Raw genomic sequence first — 23988 nt, forward strand, 5'->3', positions numbered from 1 at the left:
AGCTCCTTTCAGGCCGTGACGAGGTAGGAGAAGACCGATTCGAGGGATTCGTCCGACGGCTGCACCGTGAGCAGGCGGATGCCGTGCGCGCGGGCGACCTGTGGGAGCAGCTCGGTGAAGCGGCCGAAGTCGACGGCCTGGATGCGCAGCGCCTTCTCGGTGAGGTCGACCTCGATGCCCGCCGTGGACGGGTCGGCGATGAGCGCCGCGGCCAGGGCCCGGTCGTCGCTGGACCGTACGAGATAGCGGTGCGGGCGGTCGGTCATCAGGCGGCGGATCTTGCGGAAGTCGCCGGAGGCCGCGTGCCGTCCCGCGACGATCACCTCGATGTGCGAGGCGAGTTGCTCGACCTCCTCCAGGATGTGCGAGGAGAACAGCACCGTGCGACCCTCGCCGCCCATGCGGCGCAGCAGATCCATCAGCTGCATGCGCTGGCGCGGGTCCATGCCGTTGAACGGCTCGTCGAGCAGCAGTACCGACGGTTCGTGCACCAGGGCGGACGCCATCTTCACGCGCTGGCGCATGCCCTTGCTGTACGTGGCGATCTTGCGGTCCTGCGCGTACTCCATCTCGACGGTCGCGAGCGCCTTCTGTGCTGCCCGCTCGTCCAAACCATGCAGTTCTGCGTTGGCGACGACGAATTCGCGGCCGGTGAGGAAGTCGTACATCGCCTCCCGCTCGGGGACGACGCCGATCTCCTTGTAGATGCTCTCGTTGCGCCAGATCGGCTTGCCGTCGAGGGTGACGGTGCCGTTGGAGGGGGCGAGGAAGCCGCCCATCATGTTGATCAGGGTGGACTTCCCGGCGCCGTTGGGGCCGAGCAGGCCGGTGACGCCGGGTCCGACGCTCATGGTCACGTCGTTGACGGCGACCACGTTCCCGAACCAGCGGGACGCCTTGGTGATGTCGATCGTGGTCACAGTCCGACCTTCCGGTAGCGGCGCATCAGGACGGCGTACGAGCCCGCGATGAGCCCGAGGACGACCAGCAGGTAGACCACGCCGGTCCCGGCGCCGGGTCCGCTGCCGCCGGGGAAGTTCGAGGTGGCGCCGAGGAAGGCGGTCTGGACGCCGTCGATGAGGGTGGCGGGCGAGAAGAGGCCGAGCCACTCCACCGCGCTGTTGGCCTCCTGGCTGGTGGCGATGGCCTGGACGGTCGAGACGGCACCGTACGAGATCGTCAGGACGGCGATGACGGCGGCGACGCCGAAGCCGCGGCGCGGCGTCAGGGCGGCCATCACCAGGCCGAGCCCGGCGAACAGGAGGGACAGCAGTGCCACGGATACCAGCCCCTGAGCGAAGCCCTTGGTCTGGGCTCCGAAGTCGAACTTCGCGAGCAGCGCGCCCGCGTAGAGGATGACCAGCGGGATCGCCGTCAGGACGAACAGCGCCGAGGCCATCGCCGCGTACTTGGCGAGCACGTAGTCGCGGCGCTCGATGGGCCGCGAGAAGTACAGCGGCACCGTCTTGAAGCGCAGGTCGCGGGAGACCGTCTGCGGTGCCTGTGCGGCCAGGTAGAGGCTGATGACCGGTTGCAGGGTGATCGCGAACGCCGTGTACGACAGCGGGAGTTTCGTGATGGTGCCCGCGGGGGCGGCGACCGCGACGGCGACGATGATGGCCGCGGTGGCCGTCATCACGCCGAACAGGACCATGGGCAGCACCTTGGACTTGGCGCTGCGGCCCAGTCCGTACGCCCCGCGCAGGGACTGCGAGTAGAGCGAACGGCGGGCGTAGGCGCGGCCGAGGCGGGGGCCGTCGTACTTGCGGTAGCCGATGTTGTGGATGCGCGTCGGGTCGGCGCCCGGCGGCGTGAGCTCAGTTGCCATCGTGGCCGCCTCCCTTCTGCTTGTCGTTCCACTGGGCGCCCCAGGGCGTGCCCGTGGGGGCTCCGGCCGGGACGGGCTGTCCGGCGGTGTGCTGCTGCCCGGTGTGCTGCTGTTCGGTCTGGAAGACCTCGGCGATGTGGTGGCGGCGCTGCTCCATGCGGACCAGGCCGATGCCGAGGTCGGCGACGGTGTCCCGGACCAGGTCGTACGTGGCGTCGCCCTCGCCCTCGACGAGGAGGATGTGACCGGCGCCCGGCAGGCCCTGCTCCTCGGCCTCGTGCAGGGTGACGCCCGCCGCGGTGAGCGCCTCGCGCAGCGCGCGCGTGCCGTCCGGGTGGGTGTCGGAGTCGGTGACCTCGACCGCGAGGGTCGTGGTCGTCTGGGTGAAGTCACTGGTCGAACTGGACCGCAGCAGCGAGCCGCCGTCGATGACGACGACGTGGTCGCAGGTGCGCTCCAGTTCGCCCAGGAGGTGCGAGGTGACCAGGACCGAGATGCCGAAGTCCGTGTGGATGCGGCGGATCAGGCCGAGCATCTCGTCGCGGCCGACCGGGTCGAGGCCGTTGGTGGGCTCGTCGAGGAGGACCAGCTGCGGGTCGTGGACCAGGGCCTGGGCCAGCTTCACCCGCTGCTTCATGCCCGTCGAGTAGCCGCCGATGGGGCGGTAGCGCTCTTCGTAGAGGCCGACGTGCCGCAGGGTGTCCGCGGTGCGCTCGCGGGCGGCGGTCGCGGGCAGGCCGGACATCCGCGCCATGTGGACGACGAACTCGGTGGCCGAGACGTCCGGCGGGAGGCAGTCGTGCTCGGGCATGTACCCGACGCGCTCGCGGATCTCGGCGCCGCTGGTGGCGACGTCGAGTCCGAGCACGGCGGCCTTGCCCTCGGTGGCGGGGGACAGGCCGAGCAGGATCTTGATCAACGTGGACTTGCCGGCTCCGTTGGCGCCCACCAGGCCGGTTACTCCGGGCCCGATGTCCAACGTGAGCCGGTCAAGCGCGGTCACCCGGGGGAACCGCTTGCTCAGGGTTTCGGTCGCGATCACAGTCACATTCCGAAGGTAGTGGCGCACACCACATTCCACGTCAGCCCTGGCGGTTGTTCCCTTCTCCGTCTCTGGTCGTACGGACCCGTAGGGGAGAGGGGCACCAGGGACTGACCGGGCGGCCCTGAACCGCCCGGCGGCGAAGCCACGGGCCGGTGCCGGGGAGTTATCCACAGGCCGTTGTGCACACCCCTTGACGTAGCCGCCGGGCATTGTCACATTCATCAGTGTCAAGTTACGGACGCGTACCGCTACACGGGACGGACGGCTGGCATGACCTCAGCAATCTCAGAAGTCTCCGGCACACGGGGCGAACTCACCGCCGAGCTGCGGGGATTCAGACAGGTGCAGCGCCTCGCGTACGAGTGCGCGGAAGCCGTGGCCGCGCAGCTCAAGCCGGGAGTGACGGAGCGTGAGGCGGCCCGGATGCAGCGGGTGTGGCTGCGCGAGCGGGGGGTGCGCGACTGGTTCCACCTGCCGTTCGCGTGGTTCGGGGACCGGACGGCCTTCACCGGCTTCCGGATCCCGCTCCAGTTCTTCCCGACGAACCGGCGGCTGGAGGCGGGGATGCCGTTCGTCCTCGACATGGCCCCCGTCTTTCAGGGCTTCACCGCCGACATCGGCTACTCCGGCTGCCTCGGACTCAATCCGGTGCACGACCGGCTGCTCGCCGACCTGGAGGCGCACCGCACCCTGATCCTCGACCAGGTGCGGGAGAAACGCACGCTGCGGGAGATCTACGAGAACGTCGAGCGGTTGATGGTGCGCCAGGGGTACGCCAACCGCCATCGCGCGTATCCCTTCGGCGTGATCGCCCACAAGGTCGACCGGGTGAAGGAACGCCCCTGGTCGCCACATGTGTTCGGGTTCGGCACGCAGTCGCTGAAGGGGCTGGCGAGCGACGCGCTGCACGGACACCGGGACGGCTGGTCGCCGCTGTGGAGCCCGTACAAGTTCTCCGACCACCCGCCGCGGCCGGGCCTGTGGGCGGTGGAGCCGCACCTCGGATTCCGGGGTACGGGCGCGAAGTTCGAGGAGATCCTGGTGGTCACCGACTCCCGGGATCCCGAGCAGAGCGCGTTCTGGCTGGACGACGACCTGCCGCACGTGCGGCGCTGGGCCGAGGAGAAGGCGGCATGAGCGTGGAGAAGGCAGGACCCGAGGCGGGGACGAGCGGGCCGGGGACGAGCGGACGGGGAGGGGCAAGCGTGCCGGGGACGACCGGGCTGGAAGGGGCGCGCGAGCGTCGGGTGCGGACCGGCGGGATCGAGCTGAGCGTCGCCGAACTCGGAGACGAGACGCAGCCGACCGTCCTGCTGGTGCACGGCTATCCCGACAGCAAGGAGGTGTGGTCGGAGGTCGCGACGCGGCTGGCGAAGCGCTTCCACGTGGTGCTGTACGACGTGCGGGGGCACGGCCGGTCCCAGGCGCCCAAGCCACTGCGCGGCGGGTTCACCCTGGAGAAGCTGACGGACGACTTCCTGGCGGTCGCGGACGCGGTCAGCCCGGACCGTCCGGTGCACCTGGTGGGGCACGACTGGGGCTCCGTACAGGGGTGGGAGTTCGCGACGGTCGAGCGGACACAGGGGCGCATCGCGTCCTTCACCTCCATGTCGGGCCCTTCCCTGGACCATTTCGGACACTGGATCAAGAAGCGGATGTCCCGGCCGACCCCACGGCGTGCCGCCCAGCTCCTGAACCAGGGCGTCAAGTCCTGGTACGTGTACATGCTGCACACGCCGGTGCTGCCGGAGCTGGCGTGGCGCGGGCCGCTCGGCAAGCGGTGGCCGAAGGTGCTGGAGCGGGTCGAGAAGATCCCGGCGGGCGGCTACCCGACGTCGTCGCTGCCGCAGGACGCGGCGCACGGTGCCTGGCTCTACCGCGACAACGTACGCGCCCGGATGCGCAGACCGCGCGCCGACGCGTACGCGCACGTACCCGTGCAGCTGATCACCCCGACCGGCGACATCTTCATTTCGGAGCGCCTGTACGACGATCTGGAGCTGTGGGCTCCGCAGTTGGTACGTCGTACGCTCCCCGCCAAGCACTGGGTGCCGCGCACCCGGCCGGACCAACTTGCGGCGTGGATAACGGAGTTCGTCACGGCGAACGAGGACAGCGCGGCGGGGGTCGCCCCGAGGCCGTCCGTGGCGAACGGCCCGTACGCGGACCGGTTTGGCGGGCAGCTGGTGCTGGTGACCGGTGCGGCCAGCGGGATCGGGCGGGCCACCGCCTTCGCGTTCGCCGAGGCGGGCGCACGGATCGTGGCGGTGGACCGGGACGCGGAGGGCGCGTCGCGGACGGCTGAGCTGGCCCGCCTGATCGGCGCACCGGACGCCTGGCCCGAGGTCGTCGACGTCAGTGACGCGCAGGCCATGGAGAAGCTGGCGGGGAAGGTGGCCGCCGACTACGGCATCGTGGACGTGCTGGTCAACAACGCCGGAATCGGCATGGCAGGTTCCTTCATGAATACGTCGCCGGAGGACTGGAAGAAGGTCCTGGACGTCAATCTGTGGGGTGTCATCCACGGTTGCCGCACCTTCGGCAAGCAGATGGCGGAGCGCGGTCAGGGCGGGCACATCGTCAACACCGCGTCGGCCGCCGCGTACCAGCCGTCCAGGGCGCTGCCCGCGTACAGCACCTCGAAGGCGGCGGTGCTCATGCTCAGCGAGTGCCTGCGCGCCGAGCTCGCCGGGCAGGGCATCGGCGTCAGCGCCATCTGCCCCGGTCTCGTCAACACGAACATCACCGCCACTTCCCGCTTCACCGGGGTGTCGGAGGAAGAGGAGAAGCGCAAGCAGAAGCGGTCGTCGCGACTGTACGGGCTGCGCAACTACCCGCCGGAGAAGGTCGCCGAAGCCGTGCTGCGCGCCGTGGTGAAGAACCAGGCGGTGGTGCCGGTGACGCCGGAGGCACACGCCGCGCACCTGATGTCCCGCTTCACGCCGAAGGCGCTGCGCGCGATCGCACGACTGGAGCCGCCGTTGTGAGCACCGCATCCCACCCGGACCACTCCGACAGCGAAGCCGGGTACGTCATCGCGCCCCGCCGGGTCTCCTTCGACTGGCACGAGACGCCGCTGCACTGGATACCGGACGAGCCGACCGCCACGCACGTCATCAATGTGCTGCACCTGCTGCTGCCGGCCGGTGAGCGGTGGTTCGTGCGGGTCTTCAAGGAGGCGTTGCCGCTGGTCCGCGATCCTGAACTGCTCCAGCAGGTCAAGGGGTTCATGGGGCAGGAGGCCACGCACAGCGTGCAGCACAGTCATGTGCTGGACCATCTCGCCGAACAGGACCTGGACACGGCCCCGTACACCAGGCACGTCGACTTCCTCTTCGAGAAGCTGCTCGGCGAGACGCCGCCGCTGAACGCACCGATACCCGCCCAGGAGTGGCTGCGGTTCCGGCTGGCCGTCGTCGCCGCGATCGAGCAGTTCACGGCGGTGCTCGGCGACTGGGTACTGCGTGCGGAGGGGCTGGACCGGGCGGATCCGGACGCGGTGATGCTCGATCTGCTGCGCTGGCACGGGGCGGAGGAGGTCGAACACCGGGCGGTGGCCTTCGACATGTACCAGCACTGCGGCGGCACCGGCCTGCCCCGGTACGCCCGCCGGATCGAGGGCATGGTCGTCGTGGCACCGGTGATGCTGTGGCTGTGGGCGTGGGGCGCGTCGTATCTCGTGCGGCACGACCCGCAGCTCGCCGGAAGGCTGCGTTACTCGCTCCGCGAGCACAACAGGGCGGTCGCGAAGGGGCTACTGCCCACGTGGCGGGAGCTGGGCTCGGCGATACCCCGGTACTTCCGGCGGTCGTACCATCCGTCGCAGGAAGGTTCGCTGCGCAGGGCCGTCGCGTACCTGGCCTCCTCGCCCGCGGCACGGTCCGCGGCGGGGGCGGTGGGGCGGTCGGCACTGGGGTCCTGAGCCTACGGATGTCGGCGCAGGTCGACGCTGGTCAGGGCAGATCGGCACAGGTCGGGCCGGGGAATTCGGCGGGCGCCGGGAGAAGGAGAGTGGGCATGTCCGGGCGACAGGCGGAGGCCGAGTACCGGATCGAGGACCTCGCGCACCACAGCGGTGCCACGGTCAGGACGATCCGCGCCTACCAGGACCGCGGGCTGCTCCCCAAGCCTGAGCGGCGCGGGCGGGCCAATGTGTACGGGGACGTGCATCTGGCCCGGCTGCGTCAGGTCGCCGACCTCCTGGACCGCGGGTACACGCTGGCCAGCATCAAGGAGCTGCTGGAGGCGTGGGACGCGGGCCGGGGGCTGGGCGGGGTGCTCGGGCTCGTCGCGGAGGTCGGCGGGCCGTGGTCCGACGAGGAGGCGAGCCGGATCACTCGGGCGGAACTGGACGCGCGGTTCGGCGGCCGTCCCGACGACTCCGCAGTCGCCGAAGCGGTCGAACTCGGCGTGCTGGAAAGGATCGAGGGCCGGGAGGACGAGTTCCTGGTGCCCTCGCCGCAGGAGCTGGCGGTGGCTGCCGAGCTGTACGCGTCGGGCGTTCCGCTGCGCGCGATCTCCGGCCACCTGCGTGAACTGCGGGGCCAGGTCGAACACATAGCGGCCCGGTTCCTGGAGTTCACCACCGAGCACGTCTTCGCGCGCTACCTGGGACACACGCCGCCGACGGACGCGGACGCAGCGGAGGCAGCCGCTCTCGTACGACGGCTGCGACCGCTCGCCCAGCAGAGCGTGGACGCGGAACTGGCCAGAGCGATGCGGCTGTTCGCGACCCGCCACCTTCAGCAGCACCTCGGAGCCGCTCCGGTCGCCGGGCCCGATGAAAGGCCGCAGGCACTGGCGCTTCCGGCGGGAACGATCGCCGCCGTCCGGGCGTTGGTTGGGGCAGAGAACGCTTCGGCTTTCGTTGCGGCGGCCACGGAACGAGAGCTCCAGGCAAGGACCTTGGACGCGTTGTCAACAACACAACTCAATCGGGAGAAACTTGACGAAGCGCCCTAAATCGGGCATGAGTTATCCACAGATCTTGCATTTCCCTTGTGGAAAAGGGTGGTTGGCTGTGGATTACCTCGAACTTCCTCGCGGCCCAACGGAATTCGGGTGCACCGGGGCTGCACCGCCGGGGATTCTGACCGGATGAATGAACACCGCATCGTGAAGGTGTCGAAGTACCTCTCGAAGCACCTGCGTCATCAGCCCGACCGCATCGGCCTCACCCTCGACACGAACGGCTGGGTCGAAGTCGACACCCTCGTCCGGGCCGCCGCCGCGCACGGCTTCCGCTTCACCCGCGCCGAGCTGGACCACGTCGTCGCCACCAACGACAAGAAGCGCTTCGCCGTACGGGAGGACGAGGCGCGCGGCACCCTGATCCGGGCCAGCCAGGGCCACACGGTCGAGGTCGACCTGGCGCTGCCCCCGGTCGAGCCTCCGGCGTACCTCTTCCACGGCACCCACCCCCGGGCCGTGGCGGCGATCCGCGCCGACGGCCTGAGCCCGATGGCCCGGCACGACGTGCACCTGTCGGCCGACCGGGAGACGGCCACCCGGGTCGGTGCGCGCCGGGGCCGTCCGGTGGTGCTGTCCGTGGACACCGGCGCGATGTACCGGGCGGGGCACACCTTCCGCGTCAGTGCCAACGGGGTGTGGCTCACGGCGCGGGTGCCGGTGGAATTCGTGCGTTTCCCCGCTCCGTAGGTCTGGCCCCACCGGGCCATGCCAGGTCATTCCAGGCCAGGCCATGGCAGCCAGGCCCGCGCAGCCCCGCGTCGTGAGCCCGGCCCGTACAGTCGGATCATGCGTCTGAGCACTGTGATTCTGCCCATCCGTCGTTGGCACGAGGGCGGCAAGGAGGTGTGGCAGCGGGCCGAGGAGCTGGGCTTCCACACCGCGTACACCTACGACCACCTGACCTGGAGGATGCCGTTCCGGGAGGGCCCGTGGTTCGGGGCGCTGCCCACGCTGACGGCCGCCGCCTCCGTGACCGAGACCCTCCGGCTGGGCACCCTGGTGACCTCGCCGAACTTCCGGCACCCGGTGACCCTGGCCAAGGAGCTGATCTCGCTCGACGACATCAGTGGCGGGCGCGTCACGCTGGGCATCGGCGCGGGCAGCGCCGCAGGGTTCGACGCGACGGCCCTGGTGCCCGAGGGAACCGAGCCGTGGACGCCGCGCGAGCGGGCGGACCGGTTCGCCGAGTTCCTGGGGCTGCTGGACCGGCTGCTGACCGAGGACGCCGTGTCCTACGCGGGCGCGTTCTGGTCGGCGGGGGACGTACGGAACATTCCCGGCTGCGTACAGCGGCCGCGCCTGCCGTTCGCGGTGGCGGCGACCGGGCCGCGCGGTCTGAAGCTGGCCGCCCAGCACGGGCAGGCGTGGGTGACCACCGGTGACCCCAAGCTGTCCGAGAACGGCACGCCGGACGAGTCCCTGGAGGCGATCCGGGCCCAGGTGGCGAAGCTCGGCGCGGCCTGCGAGGCCGTCGGACGGGACGTCGGCGAGCTGGGCAAGACCCTGCTCACCGGATTCACCCCGGACCGGCCGCTGGAATCGGTCGACGCCTTCGTCGACTTCGCGGGACGGCACGCGGAGCTGGGCTTCGACGAGATCGTCCTGCACTGGCCGATCGCGGACACGCAGTTCGCCGCGGACGAGAAGATCTTCGAGCAGATCGCGGTCGAGGGGCTCGCGCAGCTGGGCTAGGTGGATCGCCGGGGCGGGGGTGGTGCGGGCAGACCCCGCATCATCCCCGCCCCGCACCACCCCCGGACCCGCTCAACCCTCGCCCCGCTCAATCCCCGGCCCCGCTCAACCCGCTCAGCCGTAGTGCTCCACCCGCTGCTCCACCTGCTTGAGCAGCTCCGCGGCCTCATCGGAATCCTCGGCCAGGACCTTGAGTTCGTCGACGAACGCTGCGAGCAGTGCCCGCCCCTCCTCCTTGCGGCCCCGGTCCTGTTCCGCCCAGGCGGACCGCAGGACGCAGCTCGCACGCTCCGGCAGCTCTTCGGGTCCGAACTCGCGCAGTGCCTCCGCCGCCCGGATGCCCAACTCGGCGGCCTCGGCCTCCAGGCCGTCCTCGTTGTAGAGCAGTTGCGACAGCTGCGACCAGGTACGGGCCCGCTCCAGACGGTGCTCGGGCCCGTCCTCGTCCAGTGCCGCCAGGGCCTGGACCATCAACGCCCGCGCGCGGTCGACGTCGCCCAGCAGGCCGACGCCGTCCTCGTCCTCGCCGCCGACGCCGTCCTCGTCCTCGCCGCCGACGCCGTCCTCGTCGTACCGCGTCTCGACAGCGAGCCACGCCAACGCCCGCAGCGCGCGCACGTGCCCGAAGGTCTCACCCGCCTCCCGCCACAGCTCGACGGCCCGCTCGTACGCCTGCTCGGCCTGCTTCTCCAGACCGTCCGCGGCGGCGAGGCACTCGCCCGCCAGCATGGCCAACCGCGCCTTGGGCGCCGGGTGGTCCCAAGCCTCGGCCAGCTCCGCGGCCAGCAGGTACTGCTGGGCCGCCGCCTTCTCGTCGCCGAGCTGCCGCAGCATTCGCCCGAGCGTGTCCCGCGCGCGTACGGCCTGCTCGTCGCCGTGTTCCAGCAGGTCGGGCAGCGCCGACTCCAGGATCTCGGCGGCCTCCGCCGCCCGCCCGGTCTCGCCGAACGCCTGCGCCAGGACCAGCCGCGCATAGGCCCCCGCCCCGGCCCCCTCACCCGCCGCGTCGAACCAGTGCGCCGCCTCCAGCGCGTAGGTCGCCGCCTCGGACTCCTTGCCGTCCTGCTGGTAGAGCGCCTCCGCCAGGGTCAGCCGTACGGTGCCCAGTTCGTCGGCGTCCGTGAGATCGGCCGCGCACTCCAGCGCCGTACGGGACACTTCCTCCGCCAGGTCGGGGCGGCCCAGCATCAGGCGCAGCCTGGCGAGCCGGGTCAGCGGCTCCACGGCCTCCCACGGCCTCCCCGTGTCCTGGTTCCGCCGGGCGGCGGAGATCAGCAGGGCCTCGGCGCGCTCCCCGTCCTGGGTGTTCACCGCCTCGTGCGCGAGCGCGGCCTCCGCCTCGGCGACCAGGTCGGCCAGGGCCCCGGCGTCCTCGACCGTGCCGTACTCGGTGACGAAGCCGGACATCGCCGCGAGGAAGCGCGCACCGGCTTCCGCGTCGGAACCGCCGTCGTGCTCGGAACCGCCGCGGTGGGCGTGGGCCCGCTGGGCGACGAAGGCATCCAGCTTGATCCGGGTCAGGTCCAGCGTGGCCACCCGGCGCAGCCGCAGCGGGTCGTCGACGGGTATCTCCTCGACGAGCGTGGCCGCCGCGTCCAGTGCGGCCCGTATCTCCTCGTCGGGCGCGCCCTGCTGGACGGCTGCGACCGCGATCCGTACGCCGTTGACTGCGGCCCTGCCGGGCTCGTCGATCGCCCGGAATGCCGCCACGACCTCCTCGAACAGCCGCCGTGCCGTGCCGTCCTGGACAGGCTGCCCACCGGCACGGCCGATCGTGAGCGCACGGTGCTCCAGCAGTTCGGCGGAGAGCAGCCGGTCCGGCACCGAGGCGTCCTCGCGCGCGCTCAGCACCGCGATCCGCTCCCAGAGCTCTGCCGCGGCGGGGTGCCCGGCGGCCCTCAATTCCCTTGCCCGTACGGCGATGTCCTCGACGGTCTCGGCGGTGCTCGCCTCCGCCACGGACGGCGCGGGAGCAGCAGACCGCACAGAGGCACCAGGCCGTACGGAACCAGCCGCGACCGGTACCGCCGCCCGCACCCCCAGCGGCAGCACCTCCACCAGGGGGCGCTGCCCGAGCCGCGTCGCCAGCCGGGTCGAGCTGGCCGCCGTGCCGTTGCGGGCGTCGAAGCGGGCGGTGAGCGCGGTGAGGTCGGCCAGCAGCAGGTCGTGCAGTTCGGCGACCGTACGGTCGGTGCCCTGGTAGCGGGCCGCGGGAAGCGACCCGTGTCCCAGCTCCTTCAGCCGTCCCAGCAGCACCAGCGCTCCGCCACCGAAGCCCAGTTGGGCGTCCGCGTCGTTGAGCGGCCCCAGGTGGGTGGCGTGCTCGGCGAGGATCTCCAGGCCGCGCGCCTCGTTCCCGGTGAGCGCGCAGAACTCCAGGTGGTGGCCGATGCTGCGGAGCAGGCTCTCGTTGCCCTTGGCCATGCGGTAGCCGCGCAGGTGGCTCGCGCGGGCCTCGTCGAGGCGGCCTAGCCGGACCAGCGGAACCAGTGCCTCCGCGAGTACCCGGTGCGGTTCCTCCGCGCACGTGTGCGTGCCGTCCAGCACCGGAGCCCACGTGTCGAGGGCCTTCTCGTCCTCGCCCCGGCGGGCCCAGTAGCCGCCCTGCTCGTTCAGTTCGCAGGCGTGGCAGTCGCTCATCTGGTCGCGGTCAGCGGCGGTCCACTCGGCGAGGTGCCGGTCGGCGGCCTCGTCGTCGCCGATCTCGTACGCGAGGTAGTACGCGGACTGGCGCACGGCGCGCGGGCTGTACCCGGCGACGGCGAACCGGCGGCCCATCTCCTGCTGCCACTGCCGGATGGAGTCCAGGGGTATCTCCGGCAGGTCGAGCATCCCGGAGCCGACCCACTTGAACCGCCAGTGCAGGCTCTGCACGTCCCACTGGTCGAAGCCGGACGGGTCGCGGTCCCACTCCTGGAGGAGGCGGGCGAACGGCACGATGAGCTTTCCGCGCTCGGTGGAGAACTCGTACGCGTCGATGAGGTTGAAGAGCGCGAGCCGGATCAGCTCGGCTTCGCCCGACTGCTCGGCGGCGGAGACCAGTTCCTCGGCACGGGAGTTGCGCGGCAGGCCGTTGGGGGACTCGCGGTTCTCCCAGATCGCCTGCCGTATTCGATCGGCCGACTGGGGCCCGGTGGACTCGGGGGTGCTCACTTGCCGTCCTCCTTCTTCTCCGCGTCGGCGGCGTTCGCGATCGGGTGGGTCGCCCACTCCAGGAGGCCGAGGAAGGCCCGGTTGAGCAGCGAGGTGTCGGCGGGGCGCAGCGGGCGCTGCGACATCAGCAGGGCCTGGCCGTACAGCGACTCGACGGCCGTCCCCGCCAGGTCGGCTTCGGGTATCGCGGCGATCTTCCGGACCAGGGGGTTGTTGTGGTTGAGGACGAGACGGGCGCGGGGCACGGAGCCGCGCAGCGCGCCGAGGATGCCGGTCCACAGGCTGTCGGCGTTCGCCTCGGCGTCCGCACGGTCGCGTTCGTGCCGGGCCTGACGGTCGTCGAGGAAGAGCGCGGGCACCGTCACCGGCTGGAACCCGCGCAGGACGACGTCGCAGCCCAGCGGGTCGAGCCGGGTCCTGGCGGTGGCGAGGAAGGAGGCGAAGGCCAGCTCCTGCTGCGGGGCGACCGGATCGAGGTGCGCGGTGACGGCCCCGGCGTCGAGCTCGCTGACCTTCACGTCCTTGCGCACCTGCGGCAGGAGTTCGACCAGTTCGGCGTCGTACGTGTAGCCGCCGTTGACCACTCCCAGACCGTGCGCGGCGGCGATCGGGGCGACCTGGCGGAACTCCTCCACGGTGCGCGTGAAGTGCACCTCGGGATGGGCGCGGGCAAACTCGTCCAGGGTGAGCCGTCCGTCACTGGTCTCGAACGGCAGCCAGGGCAGCATCAGTTCCAGCAGGTCCGCGTCGTGCCGGGCGAGGGACTTCACACCCAGGTGGTGCACGGCGAGGAACGAGGCGAGCCGGTCCGGGTCACCGGCCGCGAGCTCGGCCAGCCACTCCCTGATCCGCATCCCCAGGGCTTCCCGTACGGCGTCCAGCGTCTCGTCGTCGTAGAGGTTCTCGCGGGACGCGGTGGGCCGGAGGGTGTCCGTGTCGAGGACGACGCGGACGAAGAAGGCCCAGTCGGGCAGCAGGTTGTCCGCGCGGTCGGTGAGCAGCATGCCCTTGAGGTAGACGCGGTGCGCGGCACGGTGGGCCGGGCTGGTCGCCGACGGCAGGACGTACGCGACGCCGCGCACCCCGGCGACCGGAAGGTCCAGGTCGATGCTGTCGAGCGGGGTGAACCCGAAGGTCTGCGCGCAGTGCCCGGCAAGCGCGACGCGGCGGGCCGTGGGCGTCGGGTACCCCCGGTCCCAGACGGCGGGCCGGTCGGTGACCGGGCGGACCCCGCCGTCGGGCCCGGTGAAGGTGACGTCGTACGGGAGCAGGGAGCCGAAGTCCTTCGCCAGCTCCTCCACGCGGGCGGCCTGCGTCCACTCTTCGGCACCGGGGCGCGGCTGGAGGTGCACGGTGGTGCCGGGCTCGGGGCGGGCGTCGTCGGGCAGCGTCCGTACGGTGTACGACCCGTCGTCGGCGGCGAGCCACTCCACGGGCGGCGCGTCGGGGGTGCGCGCGGACCGGGAGATGACGCGGATCTGCCGGGCGACCACGAAGCAGGCGAGCAGGCCGATGCCGAACTGGCCGAGGAACTCGCGGCGGGCACCCTCCAGGCCGTCCCGCTTGGAGCTGCGTCCGATGGTGGCGAGCAGGGTGTGCACCTCGTCGGAGGTGAGGCCGATACCGCTGTCCTCGATGGTGACGGCCCCGTCGGCGGCGGCGCTCAGCCGGATGCGGACCGGGGCTTCGGGGTCGAGGCCGCGGCGGGCGGTGGAGGCGTCCACGGCGTTCTGCAGCAGCTCGCGGACGTAGACGCGAGGGCTGGAGTACAGGTGGTGGGAGAGCAGGTCGACGAGACCGCGCAGGTCGACCTGGAAGGTGTTGACCTCGGGCTCGTCGGGATTCCGGGGGGTGTCTGTCTGCGTATTCGGGTTCACCGAATCACCTCGCGTCTGTGGATGGCTGCGTGGGCTCGGACGAATCGCTGGGTCCCCCCTGACGAATCGCGACGGCCGTCCGGCCCATGCCGCCGATCGCATCGCGACGGGCAGGACCCGGAATTGATGAACATCGTAGGTGGGGGCACTGACAATGCCCCAGGGAATTCCGACGGCGCGGGAACGGAACGAGAACGAAAGGGGAACGGCGCGGAGACGGCGCAGGGGGGACACAGGGGTGGCGCAGGGGGGACACGGGGACGGCACGGGCGGGCCGATGCCGGAACCTTACGCTCCGTATGCGCCCCCTCATATGTGCACCCTTTCGCACGTCCGTGCGCTTCATGCGGGAAGATGAAGCAGTGACCTCAGCTACCGATCCCCGCCCCCGCCCGGCCGACGGGCACGGTGCCGCAGGCGCCACCGTGCCGGTCCGCCTGATCGCCACCGACCTGGACGGCACGCTGCTGCGCGACGACAAATCCGTCTCCGAGCGCACCGTCGCCGCCCTGGCCGCCGCCGAAGCCGCCGGGATCGAGGTCTTCTTCGTCACCGGCCGCCCGGCCCGCTGGATGGACGTCGTCAGCGCGCACGTCCACGGGCACGGCCTGGCCATCTGCGCCAACGGCGCGGCCGTCGTCGACCTGCACGCGGGCGGCAAGATCATCGAGGTCCGTCCCTTGGAGCGCGCCGACGCCCGCGCGACCGTGGAGGCGCTCCGCGCCGCCGCGCCCGGCACGACCTTCGCCGTGGAACTGACCACGGGCATCCATTACGAGCCGGGCTACCCGCCGTTCCTGTTCGACCCGGCCGCGGGCATCGGAACCGCCGAAGAGCTGCTGCACGAGGAGGTCCCGGGAGAGGGCGCCCCCGTGGTGAAGCTGCTCGCCCACCACCCCGCGATCACCCCGGACGACTTCCTGGACCTGGCCAGGGAAGCCGTCGGCAGCCTCGGCACGGTCACCCGCTCCAGCCCGACCGCGCTCCTGGAGATCAGCGGCCCCGGTGTCTCCAAGGCGAGCACCCTGGCCCGCTGCTGCGCCGAGCGCGGTATCGCCCCGGAGGAGGTCGTCGCCTTCGGCGACATGCCGAACGACATCGAGATGCTGGCCTGGGCGGGCCGCTCGTACGCCATGGGCAACGCCCACCCGGCGGTCCTGGCCGTCGCCTCGGGGCGTACGGCTCCCAACGAGGAGGACGGTGTCGCGGCGGTCATCGAGCAGATCCTCACCGAGCGGTAGCACTGGCAGTACCCGTAGCGATAGCCACCGCAAGCGCTACGGGTAAGGGGCGTACTCCGGGAGTACGCCCCTTACCCGTGCCCACGTGCCGCACCCACCGCCCTACAGCGGCGCCTCCCACACCACCGTCGTCCCCCCGCCGTCCTCGCCCAGCCCCGGACCGTACGTGCTGGACCCGCCCAGCGCCTCGGCCCGCCGTCCCAGGTTCCGCAGACCGCTGCGCCTGCCGCCCTCCGGGATGCCGACCCCGTCGTCCGCGACGGTGAGCCGTACCGCACGCTGCCCGTCGTCCAGCACCGCCGTCGCGTCCACGACGACCTCGATGCGGGACGCCTCGGCGTGCCGGAAGGCGTTCGACAGCGCCTCCCGCAGCGCCGCAATCAGGTTCTTGCCGGTCAGCTCGCCGACCAGCGCGTCCACCGGTCCCACGAAGTGGTGCGAGGGCTTGAAGCCCAGCGGCACCGCCGCCATGTTGATCTCCCGCAGCACCTTGGTGCGCAGCCCGGACGGCGCCTCGGCGGGCCCCTGCTGGAGGGCGAAGATCGCCGTGCGGATCTCCTGGATCGTCACGTCCAGTTCGTCCACCGCCTTGCCGACGCCCTCCTGGACCTCCGGCACGACCGACCTGCGCTGGGCGCTCTCCAGCATCATCCCGGTCGCGAACAGCCGCTGGATGACGAGATCGTGCAGGTCACGGGCGATGCGATCGCGGTCCTCGTACACGGCGAGGCGTTCGCGGTCGCGCTGTGACTCGGCCATCACCAACGCCAGCGCCGCCTGCGAGGCGAACTGGGTGGCCAGCGTCCGCTCCGCCTCGGTGAACGTCTTCGCACCCCGCGCCCGAGGAGTCGCCAGCGCGCCCATCACCCGACCGCCGCTGTGCAGGGGGAGCAGCATGCTCGGCCCGTACCGCGCGGACAGCTTGGTGATCATGCGCGGGTCGGTGGCGGAATCGCTGACGAACACCGACTCGCCGCCCAGCAGCAGCCCCACGATCGGGCTCTCCGACGGCATCACCTTGCCCAGCGCCTCACCGGGCCTGTCGGAGGAGACCGCCGCGATCTCCAGTCCGCCGTCCTCGGTGGGCAGCAGCACCATCCCGGCCGCCGAGTCCGCCAGCCGCCGCGCCTGCTCGGCGACCACGGTGAGCGCGTCGTCGACGTCACCGCCGGACAGCAGCGCCGTCGTCACGGCGACCGAGCCGTCGATCCACCGCTCCCGTTGCCGGGCCTCCTCGTAGAGACGGGCGTTGCCGATGGCGATCCCGGCCTCGGTGGCCAGCACCCGCAGCATGTGCAGGTCGTAGTCGTTGAACTCGCCGCCACCGTTCTTCTCGGCGAGGTAGAGGTTGCCGAAGATCTTGCCCTGCACCCTGATGGGCACCCCGAGGAAGGTCCGCATCGGCGGGTGGTGCGCGGGGAATCCGGCGAACCGGGGGTCGGCCGTCAGGTCCGCGAGCCGCAGCGGCTCCGGGTCCCTGATCAGCGCCCCGAGCAACCCCTTGTGCCCGTCGGGCAGCCGGCCGATGGCGGCGGCCTCCTCGACGGTCACTCCGTAGGTCACGAAGTCGGAGAGCCCGTCGCCCTCGTCGTCGACGACACCGATCGCCGCGTAGCGGGCGTCCGCCAGTTCGGCGGCGGTCTCACAGATGCGGTCGAGGGTGGAGTGCAGTTCGAGGCCCGTGCCCACCGACCGCATCGCCTCCAGCAGCTGCGGCACCCGTGCGGTGAGCTCGGTCGACAGCCCTTGCAGGCTGCGGGTCGCCTGAGTCGCGGCGTCGAGGGAGTCCTGTGGGGTGGACGAGTCGCCGGATACGAGCGGGTCCTGCTGCGCTGACATGCCCTTGAGACTAGTTAGTCCGATTTAAAGGGGAAAGTCGACGTGCGCGCGGTTCGACCGCTTACGGTGCCGGTCGGCCGCTTACGGCCCCTCCGGGGTCCCCTCACGGCTCCGCCAAGCCACCATGCGAGGAACCACCCCCCGCAGCCGCGCCCTCCGCCCTTCGCCCGCTACCTCACGGCCTGCGGCTTCTCCCTACGCCACCGGCTCCGCCGCCCTCTCCCGCTCCAGCATCCGCCGCAACGGACCTTCAGCGGCAGCCAGCGCCACGAAGTCCCCGCGCTGCACCACCCGTCCCGCGTCCAGCACGACCACCTCGTCCACCGCCTCCAGCCCTTGCAGCCGGTGCGTGATCAGCACGGTCGTACGTCCCTCGGTGGCGGTCAGGAGGTCCCCCGTCAGCGCGTCCGCCGTCGCCAGGTCCAGGTGCTCGGCCGGTTCGTCCAGTACGAGCACGGGGAAGTCGGCCAGCAGCGCCCTGGCCAGCGCGAGCCGCTGCCGCTGCCCGCCGGACAGCCGCGCCCCGTGCTCGCCGACCAGAGTGTCGAGTCCCTCGGGAAGCGCCTCGACCCAGTCCCGCAGCCGGGCCCGGCCGAGGGCCTCCAGGAGCTGCGCGTCGTCCGCGCCGGTCCTGGCCAGTCGCAGGTTCTCCCGTACCGAACTGTCGAAGAGGTGCGCGTCCTGCGCGCACAGACCGACCACCTTCCGTACGTCGTCGCCGTCGAGCGAGCCGGCGGCCGTCCCGCCGATCGTGTACGTTCCGGCCCCGGCGTCCAGGAACCGCAGCAGCACCTGCGCCAGGGTCGTCTTCCCGGCCCCGCTCGCGCCGACCACCGCGATCCGCTTCCCGGCCTCCAGCGTCAGGTCCAGCCCGTCCAGCGCGTCCCGCTCCTGCCCGGCGTACCGGGCGGACAGGCCCCGCACCTCCACCGGGAAGTACGACGCGGGCAACGTCCCGGGCATCTCCGGCTCCCGCACGGGAAGCGGCGCGTCCACCACCTCGTACACCCGCTCCGCGCTGCGCCGCACCCGCTGCCGGTACTGCACCGCCAGCGGCAGCCCGGTCACCGCCTCGAACGCGGCCAGTGGCGTCAGCACCACCACCGCGAGCTGCACCCCGGCCAGCCGCCCGTCGGCCACGGCCTGCACCCCGGCCCAGGCCGCCCCGACCACGGTCAGCCCGCACACCAGCGCCGAGAGGCCGCCGCCCAGCGCGGTGGCCGACGCCCCGCGCGAAGCGATCCGGGTCAGCACCCCGTCCGCGTCCCGCACGGCGGCCAGTCTGCGCCGCAGCGCCCCCGCCACCGTCAGCTCGCCCACCCCGCCGAGCAGGTCCGCGACCCGCACGGCCAGCACCCCCCGCGCCGGGGCCAGCTGCCGCTCCGCCCGCCGTGCCGCCGCACCGCTCACCAGCGGCACACCGACCCCCGCGACCAGCAGTCCCACGGCCAGCACCGCCCCGGCCTCCGGGAGCATCCAACCGGTGAAGCCCACGGCTGCCACACCCACCAGGGCCGCAGCACCGACAGGCAGCAGCCACCTCAGCCAGTAGTCCTGCCACGCGTCCACATCAGCGACCAACCGCGACAGCAGGTCCCCGCGCCGGGTCTCCCGCAGTCCGGCCGGGGCGATCCGCTCCAGCCGCCGGTACACGGCGACCCGCATGTCCGCGAGCATCCGCAGCACCGCCTCATGCGACACCAGCCGCTCCGCGTACCGGAACACGGCCCGCCCGATACCGAAGGCCCGCGTCGCGGTGACCGCCATCATCAGATACAGCACCGGAGGCTGCTCGGAAGCCCGGGAGATCAGCCACCCGGACACCGCCATGAGCCCCACGGCCGACCCCAGCGCGAGGCTCCCGAGGAGCAGCGCCAGCGCCAGCCGCCCCCGCTGCTCGCCCGCGTCACGACGTACGCGGCGCAGCACGCCGCCTCGCACACCCGGCCCTGTTTCACGTGAAACATCCGCCGCCCGGACAACGGCAACCGGGCCCGCGACTGTTTCACGTGAAACATCGCCCGCAGAAACCTCAGAAACCGCAGGGCCCGCCGCCCTCGCCGGAACAGCACCTGCCCCGCCCAGCTCCACCACCCGGTCGGCCACCGCCAGCAACGCCGGACGATGCACGACCAGCAGCACCGTGCGTCCGACCGCCAGCCGCCGCACCGCTTCGACGATGCCCTCCTCGGTCTCGCCGTCCAGCGCGGCCGTCGGCTCGTCGAGAAGCAGCACGGGCCGGTCGGCCAGGAACGCCCGCGCCAACGCCACCCGTTGCCGCTGACCGGCGGAGAGCCCGGCCCCGTCCTCCCCGAGCAGGGTCTCCGCACCCTGCGGCAGCGCGGCCACGAAGTCGTACGCCCCGGCGTCACGCAGTGCCTCCCGCACCGCCTCGTCGTCGGCCTCCGGTCGCGCCAGCCGTACGTTCTCGGCGACGGTCCCCGCGAAGAGGTGCGGTCGCTGCGGCACCCATGCCACCCGCGCCCGCCACTTCTCCGGGTCCACGGTCGCCAGGTCGGTGTCCCCGACCAGCACCCGCCCCGCCTCCAGCGGCACGAAGCCCAGCACCGCGTTCAGCAGCGTCGACTTGCCCGCCCCACTGGGCCCGACCAGGGCGACCGTCTCGCCTTCACGGACCTCCAGCGAGGCCGACTCCAGTGAGGCCGCCGTACGCCCTTCGTGCTGTACGGTCACGCCCTCGACCCGCAGTGCGCCGCCCGCCGGAGCGTCCCCCGCGCCGCCCTCGGGCAGCTCGGTCTCCAGTACGGCGAAGATCTCCTCGGCAGCCGCCAGCCCCTCGGCGGCAGCGTGGTACTGCGCCCCGACCTGCCGCAGCGGCAGATACGCCTCGGGGGCCAGGATCAGGATCACCAGCCCCGTGTACAGATCCAGCTCGCCGTGCACGAGCCGCATACCGATGGTGACGGCGACCAGTGCGACCGACAACGTGGCCAGCAGCTCCAGCGCGAACGACGACAGGAAGGCGATCCGCAGCGTCTTCATGGTGGCCCGCCGGTACTCGGCGGTGATGGCCCGGATCTGCTCGGCCTGCGCCTTGGCCCGCCCGAAGACCTTGAGTGTCGGCAGTCCGGCGACCACGTCCAGGAAATGCCCGGACAGCCGCGACAGCAGCTTCCACTGACGGTCCATCCGGGACTGGGTGGCCCAGCCGATCAGGATCATGAACAGCGGGATCAGCGGCAGCGTCACCACGATGATCGCCGCCGACACCCAGTCCTCGGTGACGATCCGAGCGAGCACCGCCACCGGTACCACGACGGCGAGCCCCAACTGGGGCAGGTAGCGCGAGAAGTAGTCGTCGAGCGCATCGACACCCCGCGTCGCGAGCGCCACCAGCGACCCGACCCGCTGTCCACCAAGCCAACCGGGCCCGAGCCCCGCCGCCCGCTCCAGCAGCCGCCCCCGCAGCTCGGACTTGACCGCCGCGCTCGCCCGGTGGGCGGCGAGTTCGGTCAGCCAGGCCACCAGCGCCCGTCCGAGCGCGACAGCGGCCAGCAGGAGCAGCGGAGTCAGCACCTCGGAGGAGTCAAGACCGTCCTTGAAGCCTCCGACCACCACCTCGGCGATGAGCATCGCCTGGGCAACGACCAGACCCGCGCCTGCGAGTCCGAGGACCACGACCGCTCCGAGGAAGAAGCGGGTGGCACGGGCGTACCTGAGCAGACGCGGGTCGATCGGTTTCACGTGAAACATCCCCCACTGGCGAGAACGAAGAGCAACTGCATCAGTGCGCATCCGCGATGTGCTGCGTGCCGATCCGCTTGCGGAACACCCAGTACGTCCACCCCTGGTAGAGCATCACCACCGGAGTGGCGATACCGGCGCACCAGGTCATGATCTTCAGGGTGTACGGGCTGGACGAGGCGTTGGTGACCGTGAGGTTCCAGGCGTCGTTCAGCGAGGACGGCATGACGTTCGGGAAGAGCGTCAGGAACAGCATGGCGACCGCCGCCGCGATGGTCACCCCCGACAGGGCGAACGACCATCCCTCACGCCCGGCCGCGATCAGGGCGATCGCCGCGACCAGCGAGAGCGCCGCCACGATCAGCGCGACGAGGCTGCCGGTGTCGCCGTTGTCGATCTGGGTCCAGATCAGGAAGACCAGCGCCAGCACGGCGGTCACCAGGCCGAGCTTCACGGCCAGTGCCCGTGCCCGGACCCGGATGTCGCCGACCGTCTTGAGCGAGGCGAACACCGCCCCGTGGAAGGTGAACAGCGTCAGCGTCACCAGGCCGCCCAGCAGGGCGTACGGGTTGAGCAGGTCGAAGAAGTTCCCGACGTACTCCATGTCCTTGTCGATCTTCACGCCGTGCACGATGTTGCCGAAGGCGACGCCCCACAGGAAGGCGGGCAGCAGCGAGGTCCAGAAGATCGCGTGCTCCCAGTTGGTCTGCCAGCGCTCCTCGTCCCGCTTGTGCCGGTATTCGAAGGCGACACCCCGGATGATCAGGCAGACCAGGATGAGCAGCAGCGGCAGGTAGAAGCCGCTGAAGAGGGTGGCGTACCACTCGGGGAAGGCGGCGAAGGTCGCGCCGCCCGCGGTCAGCAGCCACACCTCGTTGCCGTCCCAGACCGGCCCGATGGTGTTGATCAGGACCCGTCGTTCCTTGCGGTCCTTGGCGAGCAGCTTGGTGAGGACACCGATCCCGAAGTCGAAGCCCTCCAGGAAGAAGTAGCCGATCCAGAGGACGGCGATGAGCACGAACCAGACGTCGTGGAGTTCCACAGCAGTTCCCCAGTCCTAGTACGAGAAGGCCATCGGCCGGTCGGGATCGCGGTCGTCGCCGCCGATCTTCGTGGGTGGGTTGAGGTCGGCCTCGGTGAGTTCCGGCGGGCCGAGCTTCACGTACTTCACGAGGAGCCGGACCTCGATCACGGCGAGCACCGCGTACAGCAGGGTGAAGACGATCATCGACGTGAGGACCTCGCCCTGCGAGACGCCGGGGGAGACCGCCGCCGAGGTCTTGAGAACGCCGTAGACGACCCAGGGCTGACGGCCCATCTCGGTGAAGATCCAGCCCCACGAGTTGGCGATCAGCGGGAAGAGCATGGTCCACAGCGCGACGATCCAGTACATGGACGCGAGGCGTGGGCTCAGGGCCTTCTTGCGGAAGAGCACCAGGTTCGGCACTTCGTCCTCACCCGTCCGCAGGCCCGGTGGCAGCAGGAACTTCTTCCTGGTCAGCCAGAGCCCCAGAATGCCGAGGCCGAAGGACGCCATGCCGAAGCCGATCATCCAGCGGAAGCTCCAGTAGGCGACCGGGATGTTGGGCCGGTAGTCGCCGGGGCCGAACTTCTCCTGCTCCGACTTGTTGATCTCGTTGATGCCGGGGACGTACTCGGTGAAGTTGTTGTGGGCGAGGAAGGACAGTATTCCGGGGACCTCGATGGCGACCCGGTTGTGCCCCTTGTCCACGTCGCCGATGGCGAAGATCGAGAAGGGTGCGGGAGCCTCGCCCTCCCACAGGGCCTCGGCCGCCGACATCTTCATCGGCTGCTGCTTGTACATGACCTTGCCGAGCGTGTCACCGCTGATCGCGGTCATCAGTCCGGCGATCACCACGGTGACCAGGCCGAGCCGCAGCGAGGTCCGCATCACCGGGATGTGCCTCTTGCGCGCCAGGTGGAAGGCGGCGATGCCGACCAGAAACGCGCCGCCGACCAGGAACGCAGCGGTGATGGTGTGGAAGAACTGGGTGAGCGCGGTGTCCTGGGTGAGCACCTTCCAGAAGTCGGTGAGCTCCGCCCTGCCGCGCTCCTTGTTGATCCGGTAGCCGACCGGATGCTGCATCCAGGAGTTGGCCGCCAGGATGAAGTACGCCGAGAGGATCGTGCCGATCGACACCAGCCAGATGCAGGCGAGGTGGATCTTCTTGGGCAGCTTGTCCCAGCCGAAGATCCACAGCCCGATGAAGGTCGATTCGAAGAAGAAGGCGATCAGCGCCTCGAAGGCCAGAGGCGCTCCGAAGATGTCACCGACGAAGCGCGAGTAGTCGGACCAGTTCATGCCGAACTGGAACTCCTGCACGATGCCGGTGACCACCCCCATCGCGATGTTGATGAGGAAGAGCTTCCCCCAGAACTTGGTCGCCTTGAGGTACTTCTCCTTGTTGGTCCGCACCCAGGCGGTCTGCAGGCCGGCGGTGAGCGCGGCGAGCGAGATCGTCAGGGGGACGAACAGGAAGTGGTAGACGGTGGTGATACCGAACTGCCATCGCGCGAGGGTCTCTGGCGCCAGTGCCAGCTCCACGTCGTCTCTCCTTACGTCGCCGAAGCCACAGCTACAGCCACACCGCAGCCGCAGCCGCGTTCACGGTCAGA

16 protein-coding genes are annotated in these 23988 nt (G+C 71.0%); 7 read left to right on the plus strand and 9 right to left on the minus strand.

Annotated elements, in window-relative coordinates:
* Positions 1-8: 8 nt before the first annotated feature.
* From OG897_RS00735 to OG897_RS00745, 3 genes are read right to left on the minus strand one after another with little or no spacing between them, the layout of a single operon-like run.
* Entirely contained in the window at positions 9-920 is a 912-nt protein-coding gene (locus OG897_RS00735) for an ABC transporter ATP-binding protein (RefSeq protein ID WP_266651811.1), read from the minus strand.
* The gene (locus tag OG897_RS00740; RefSeq protein WP_266651813.1) at positions 917-1828 is read right to left on the minus strand and encodes an ABC transporter permease; all 912 of its coding nucleotides are present in this window, start codon (positions 1826-1828) and stop codon (positions 917-919) included. The genes OG897_RS00735 and OG897_RS00740 overlap by 4 nt, the downstream gene beginning before the upstream one ends.
* On the minus strand, positions 1818-2870 hold the full coding sequence (locus OG897_RS00745) for an ABC transporter ATP-binding protein (RefSeq protein ID WP_266656462.1): 1053 nt from the start codon (positions 2868-2870) through the stop codon (positions 1818-1820). Before OG897_RS00745 ends, OG897_RS00740 begins: the two co-directional genes overlap by 11 nt.
* 273 nt (positions 2871-3143) lie before the next feature.
* Here OG897_RS00745 and OG897_RS00750 point away from each other — a divergent pair, with 273 nt between their 5' ends.
* From OG897_RS00750 to OG897_RS00775, 6 genes are all read left to right on the plus strand, one after another.
* The gene (locus tag OG897_RS00750) at positions 3144-4010 is read left to right on the plus strand and encodes a M24 family metallopeptidase (protein ID WP_266651815.1); all 867 of its coding nucleotides are present in this window, start codon (positions 3144-3146) and stop codon (positions 4008-4010) included.
* Positions 4007-5860, plus strand: coding sequence for an SDR family oxidoreductase (locus OG897_RS00755; protein WP_266651817.1), 1854 nt, complete (start codon positions 4007-4009; stop codon positions 5858-5860). The genes OG897_RS00750 and OG897_RS00755 overlap by 4 nt, the downstream gene beginning before the upstream one ends.
* Positions 5857-6795 carry a metal-dependent hydrolase gene (locus OG897_RS00760; RefSeq protein ID WP_266651819.1) on the plus strand — a complete coding sequence of 313 codons (939 nt, stop codon included), beginning with the start codon at positions 5857-5859 and terminating at the stop codon, positions 6793-6795. The genes OG897_RS00755 and OG897_RS00760 overlap by 4 nt, the downstream gene beginning before the upstream one ends.
* A 95-nt stretch (positions 6796-6890) precedes the next feature.
* Positions 6891-7835, plus strand: a complete 945-nt coding sequence (locus OG897_RS00765; RefSeq protein ID WP_266651821.1) for a MerR family transcriptional regulator — start codon at positions 6891-6893, stop codon at positions 7833-7835.
* A gap of 135 nt (positions 7836-7970) precedes the next feature.
* Entirely contained in the window at positions 7971-8531 is a 561-nt protein-coding gene (locus OG897_RS00770) for an RNA 2'-phosphotransferase (protein WP_266651823.1), read from the plus strand.
* Between the two features lie 99 nt (positions 8532-8630).
* On the plus strand, positions 8631-9536 hold the full coding sequence (locus OG897_RS00775; protein ID WP_266651825.1) for an LLM class flavin-dependent oxidoreductase: 906 nt from the start codon (positions 8631-8633) through the stop codon (positions 9534-9536).
* A 114-nt stretch (positions 9537-9650) separates the two neighbouring features.
* Here the strand turns inward: OG897_RS00775 and OG897_RS00780 are convergent, their stop codons facing one another.
* The gene (locus OG897_RS00780) at positions 9651-12689 is read right to left on the minus strand and encodes a tetratricopeptide repeat protein (protein ID WP_266651827.1); all 3039 of its coding nucleotides are present in this window, start codon (positions 12687-12689) and stop codon (positions 9651-9653) included.
* Positions 12686-14566 carry an HSP90 family protein gene (locus tag OG897_RS00785; protein WP_266651829.1) on the minus strand — a complete coding sequence of 627 codons (1881 nt, stop codon included), beginning with the start codon at positions 14564-14566 and terminating at the stop codon, positions 12686-12688. Before OG897_RS00785 ends, OG897_RS00780 begins: the two co-directional genes overlap by 4 nt.
* 362 nt (positions 14567-14928) lie before the next feature.
* Here OG897_RS00785 and OG897_RS00790 point away from each other — a divergent pair, with 362 nt between their 5' ends.
* Positions 14929-15807 (plus strand): HAD family hydrolase, encoded by an 879-nt coding sequence (locus OG897_RS00790; protein ID WP_266651831.1) that lies wholly within the window; start codon positions 14929-14931, stop codon positions 15805-15807.
* Positions 15808-15909: 102 nt separating this feature from the next.
* Here the strand turns inward: OG897_RS00790 and OG897_RS00795 are convergent, their stop codons facing one another.
* The 4 genes from OG897_RS00795 to OG897_RS00810 all read right to left on the minus strand — a co-directional run bounded on the left by OG897_RS00795 (position 15910) and on the right by OG897_RS00810 (position 23917).
* Complete coding sequence (locus OG897_RS00795) at positions 15910-17646, minus strand: GAF domain-containing sensor histidine kinase (protein ID WP_266651833.1); 1737 nt, start codon at positions 17644-17646, stop codon at positions 15910-15912.
* A gap of 195 nt (positions 17647-17841) precedes the next feature.
* Positions 17842-21351 (minus strand): thiol reductant ABC exporter subunit CydD, encoded by a 3510-nt coding sequence (cydD, locus tag OG897_RS00800; protein ID WP_266651835.1) that lies wholly within the window; start codon positions 21349-21351, stop codon positions 17842-17844.
* A 40-nt stretch (positions 21352-21391) separates the two neighbouring features.
* A complete protein-coding gene (cydB, locus tag OG897_RS00805) occupies positions 21392-22393 on the minus strand; it encodes a cytochrome d ubiquinol oxidase subunit II (protein WP_266651837.1) in 1002 nt (333 codons plus the stop codon).
* A 15-nt stretch (positions 22394-22408) separates the two neighbouring features.
* Positions 22409-23917 carry a cytochrome ubiquinol oxidase subunit I gene (locus OG897_RS00810; protein WP_266651839.1) on the minus strand — a complete coding sequence of 503 codons (1509 nt, stop codon included), beginning with the start codon at positions 23915-23917 and terminating at the stop codon, positions 22409-22411.
* Between the last annotated feature and the right edge of the window lie 71 nt (positions 23918-23988).

It is taken from the genome of Streptomyces sp. NBC_00237 (assembly GCF_026342435.1).
In the GTDB taxonomy this organism is placed as follows: domain Bacteria; phylum Actinomycetota; class Actinomycetes; order Streptomycetales; family Streptomycetaceae; genus Streptomyces.

Coding starts and splice junctions, on each gene's coding strand:
- OG897_RS00740 (WP_266651813.1), bottom strand. CDS start 1,828: ATGGCAACTGAGCTCACGCCGCCGGGCGCCGACCCGACGCGCATCCAC.
- OG897_RS00750 (WP_266651815.1), top strand. CDS start 3,144: ATGACCTCAGCAATCTCAGAAGTCTCCGGCACACGGGGCGAACTCACC.
- OG897_RS00755 (WP_266651817.1), top strand. CDS start 4,007: ATGAGCGTGGAGAAGGCAGGACCCGAGGCGGGGACGAGCGGGCCGGGG.
- OG897_RS00765 (WP_266651821.1), top strand. CDS start 6,891: ATGTCCGGGCGACAGGCGGAGGCCGAGTACCGGATCGAGGACCTCGCG.
- OG897_RS00770 (WP_266651823.1), top strand. CDS start 7,971: ATGAATGAACACCGCATCGTGAAGGTGTCGAAGTACCTCTCGAAGCAC.
- OG897_RS00775 (WP_266651825.1), top strand. CDS start 8,631: ATGCGTCTGAGCACTGTGATTCTGCCCATCCGTCGTTGGCACGAGGGC.
- OG897_RS00795 (WP_266651833.1), bottom strand. CDS start 17,646: ATGTCAGCGCAGCAGGACCCGCTCGTATCCGGCGACTCGTCCACCCCA.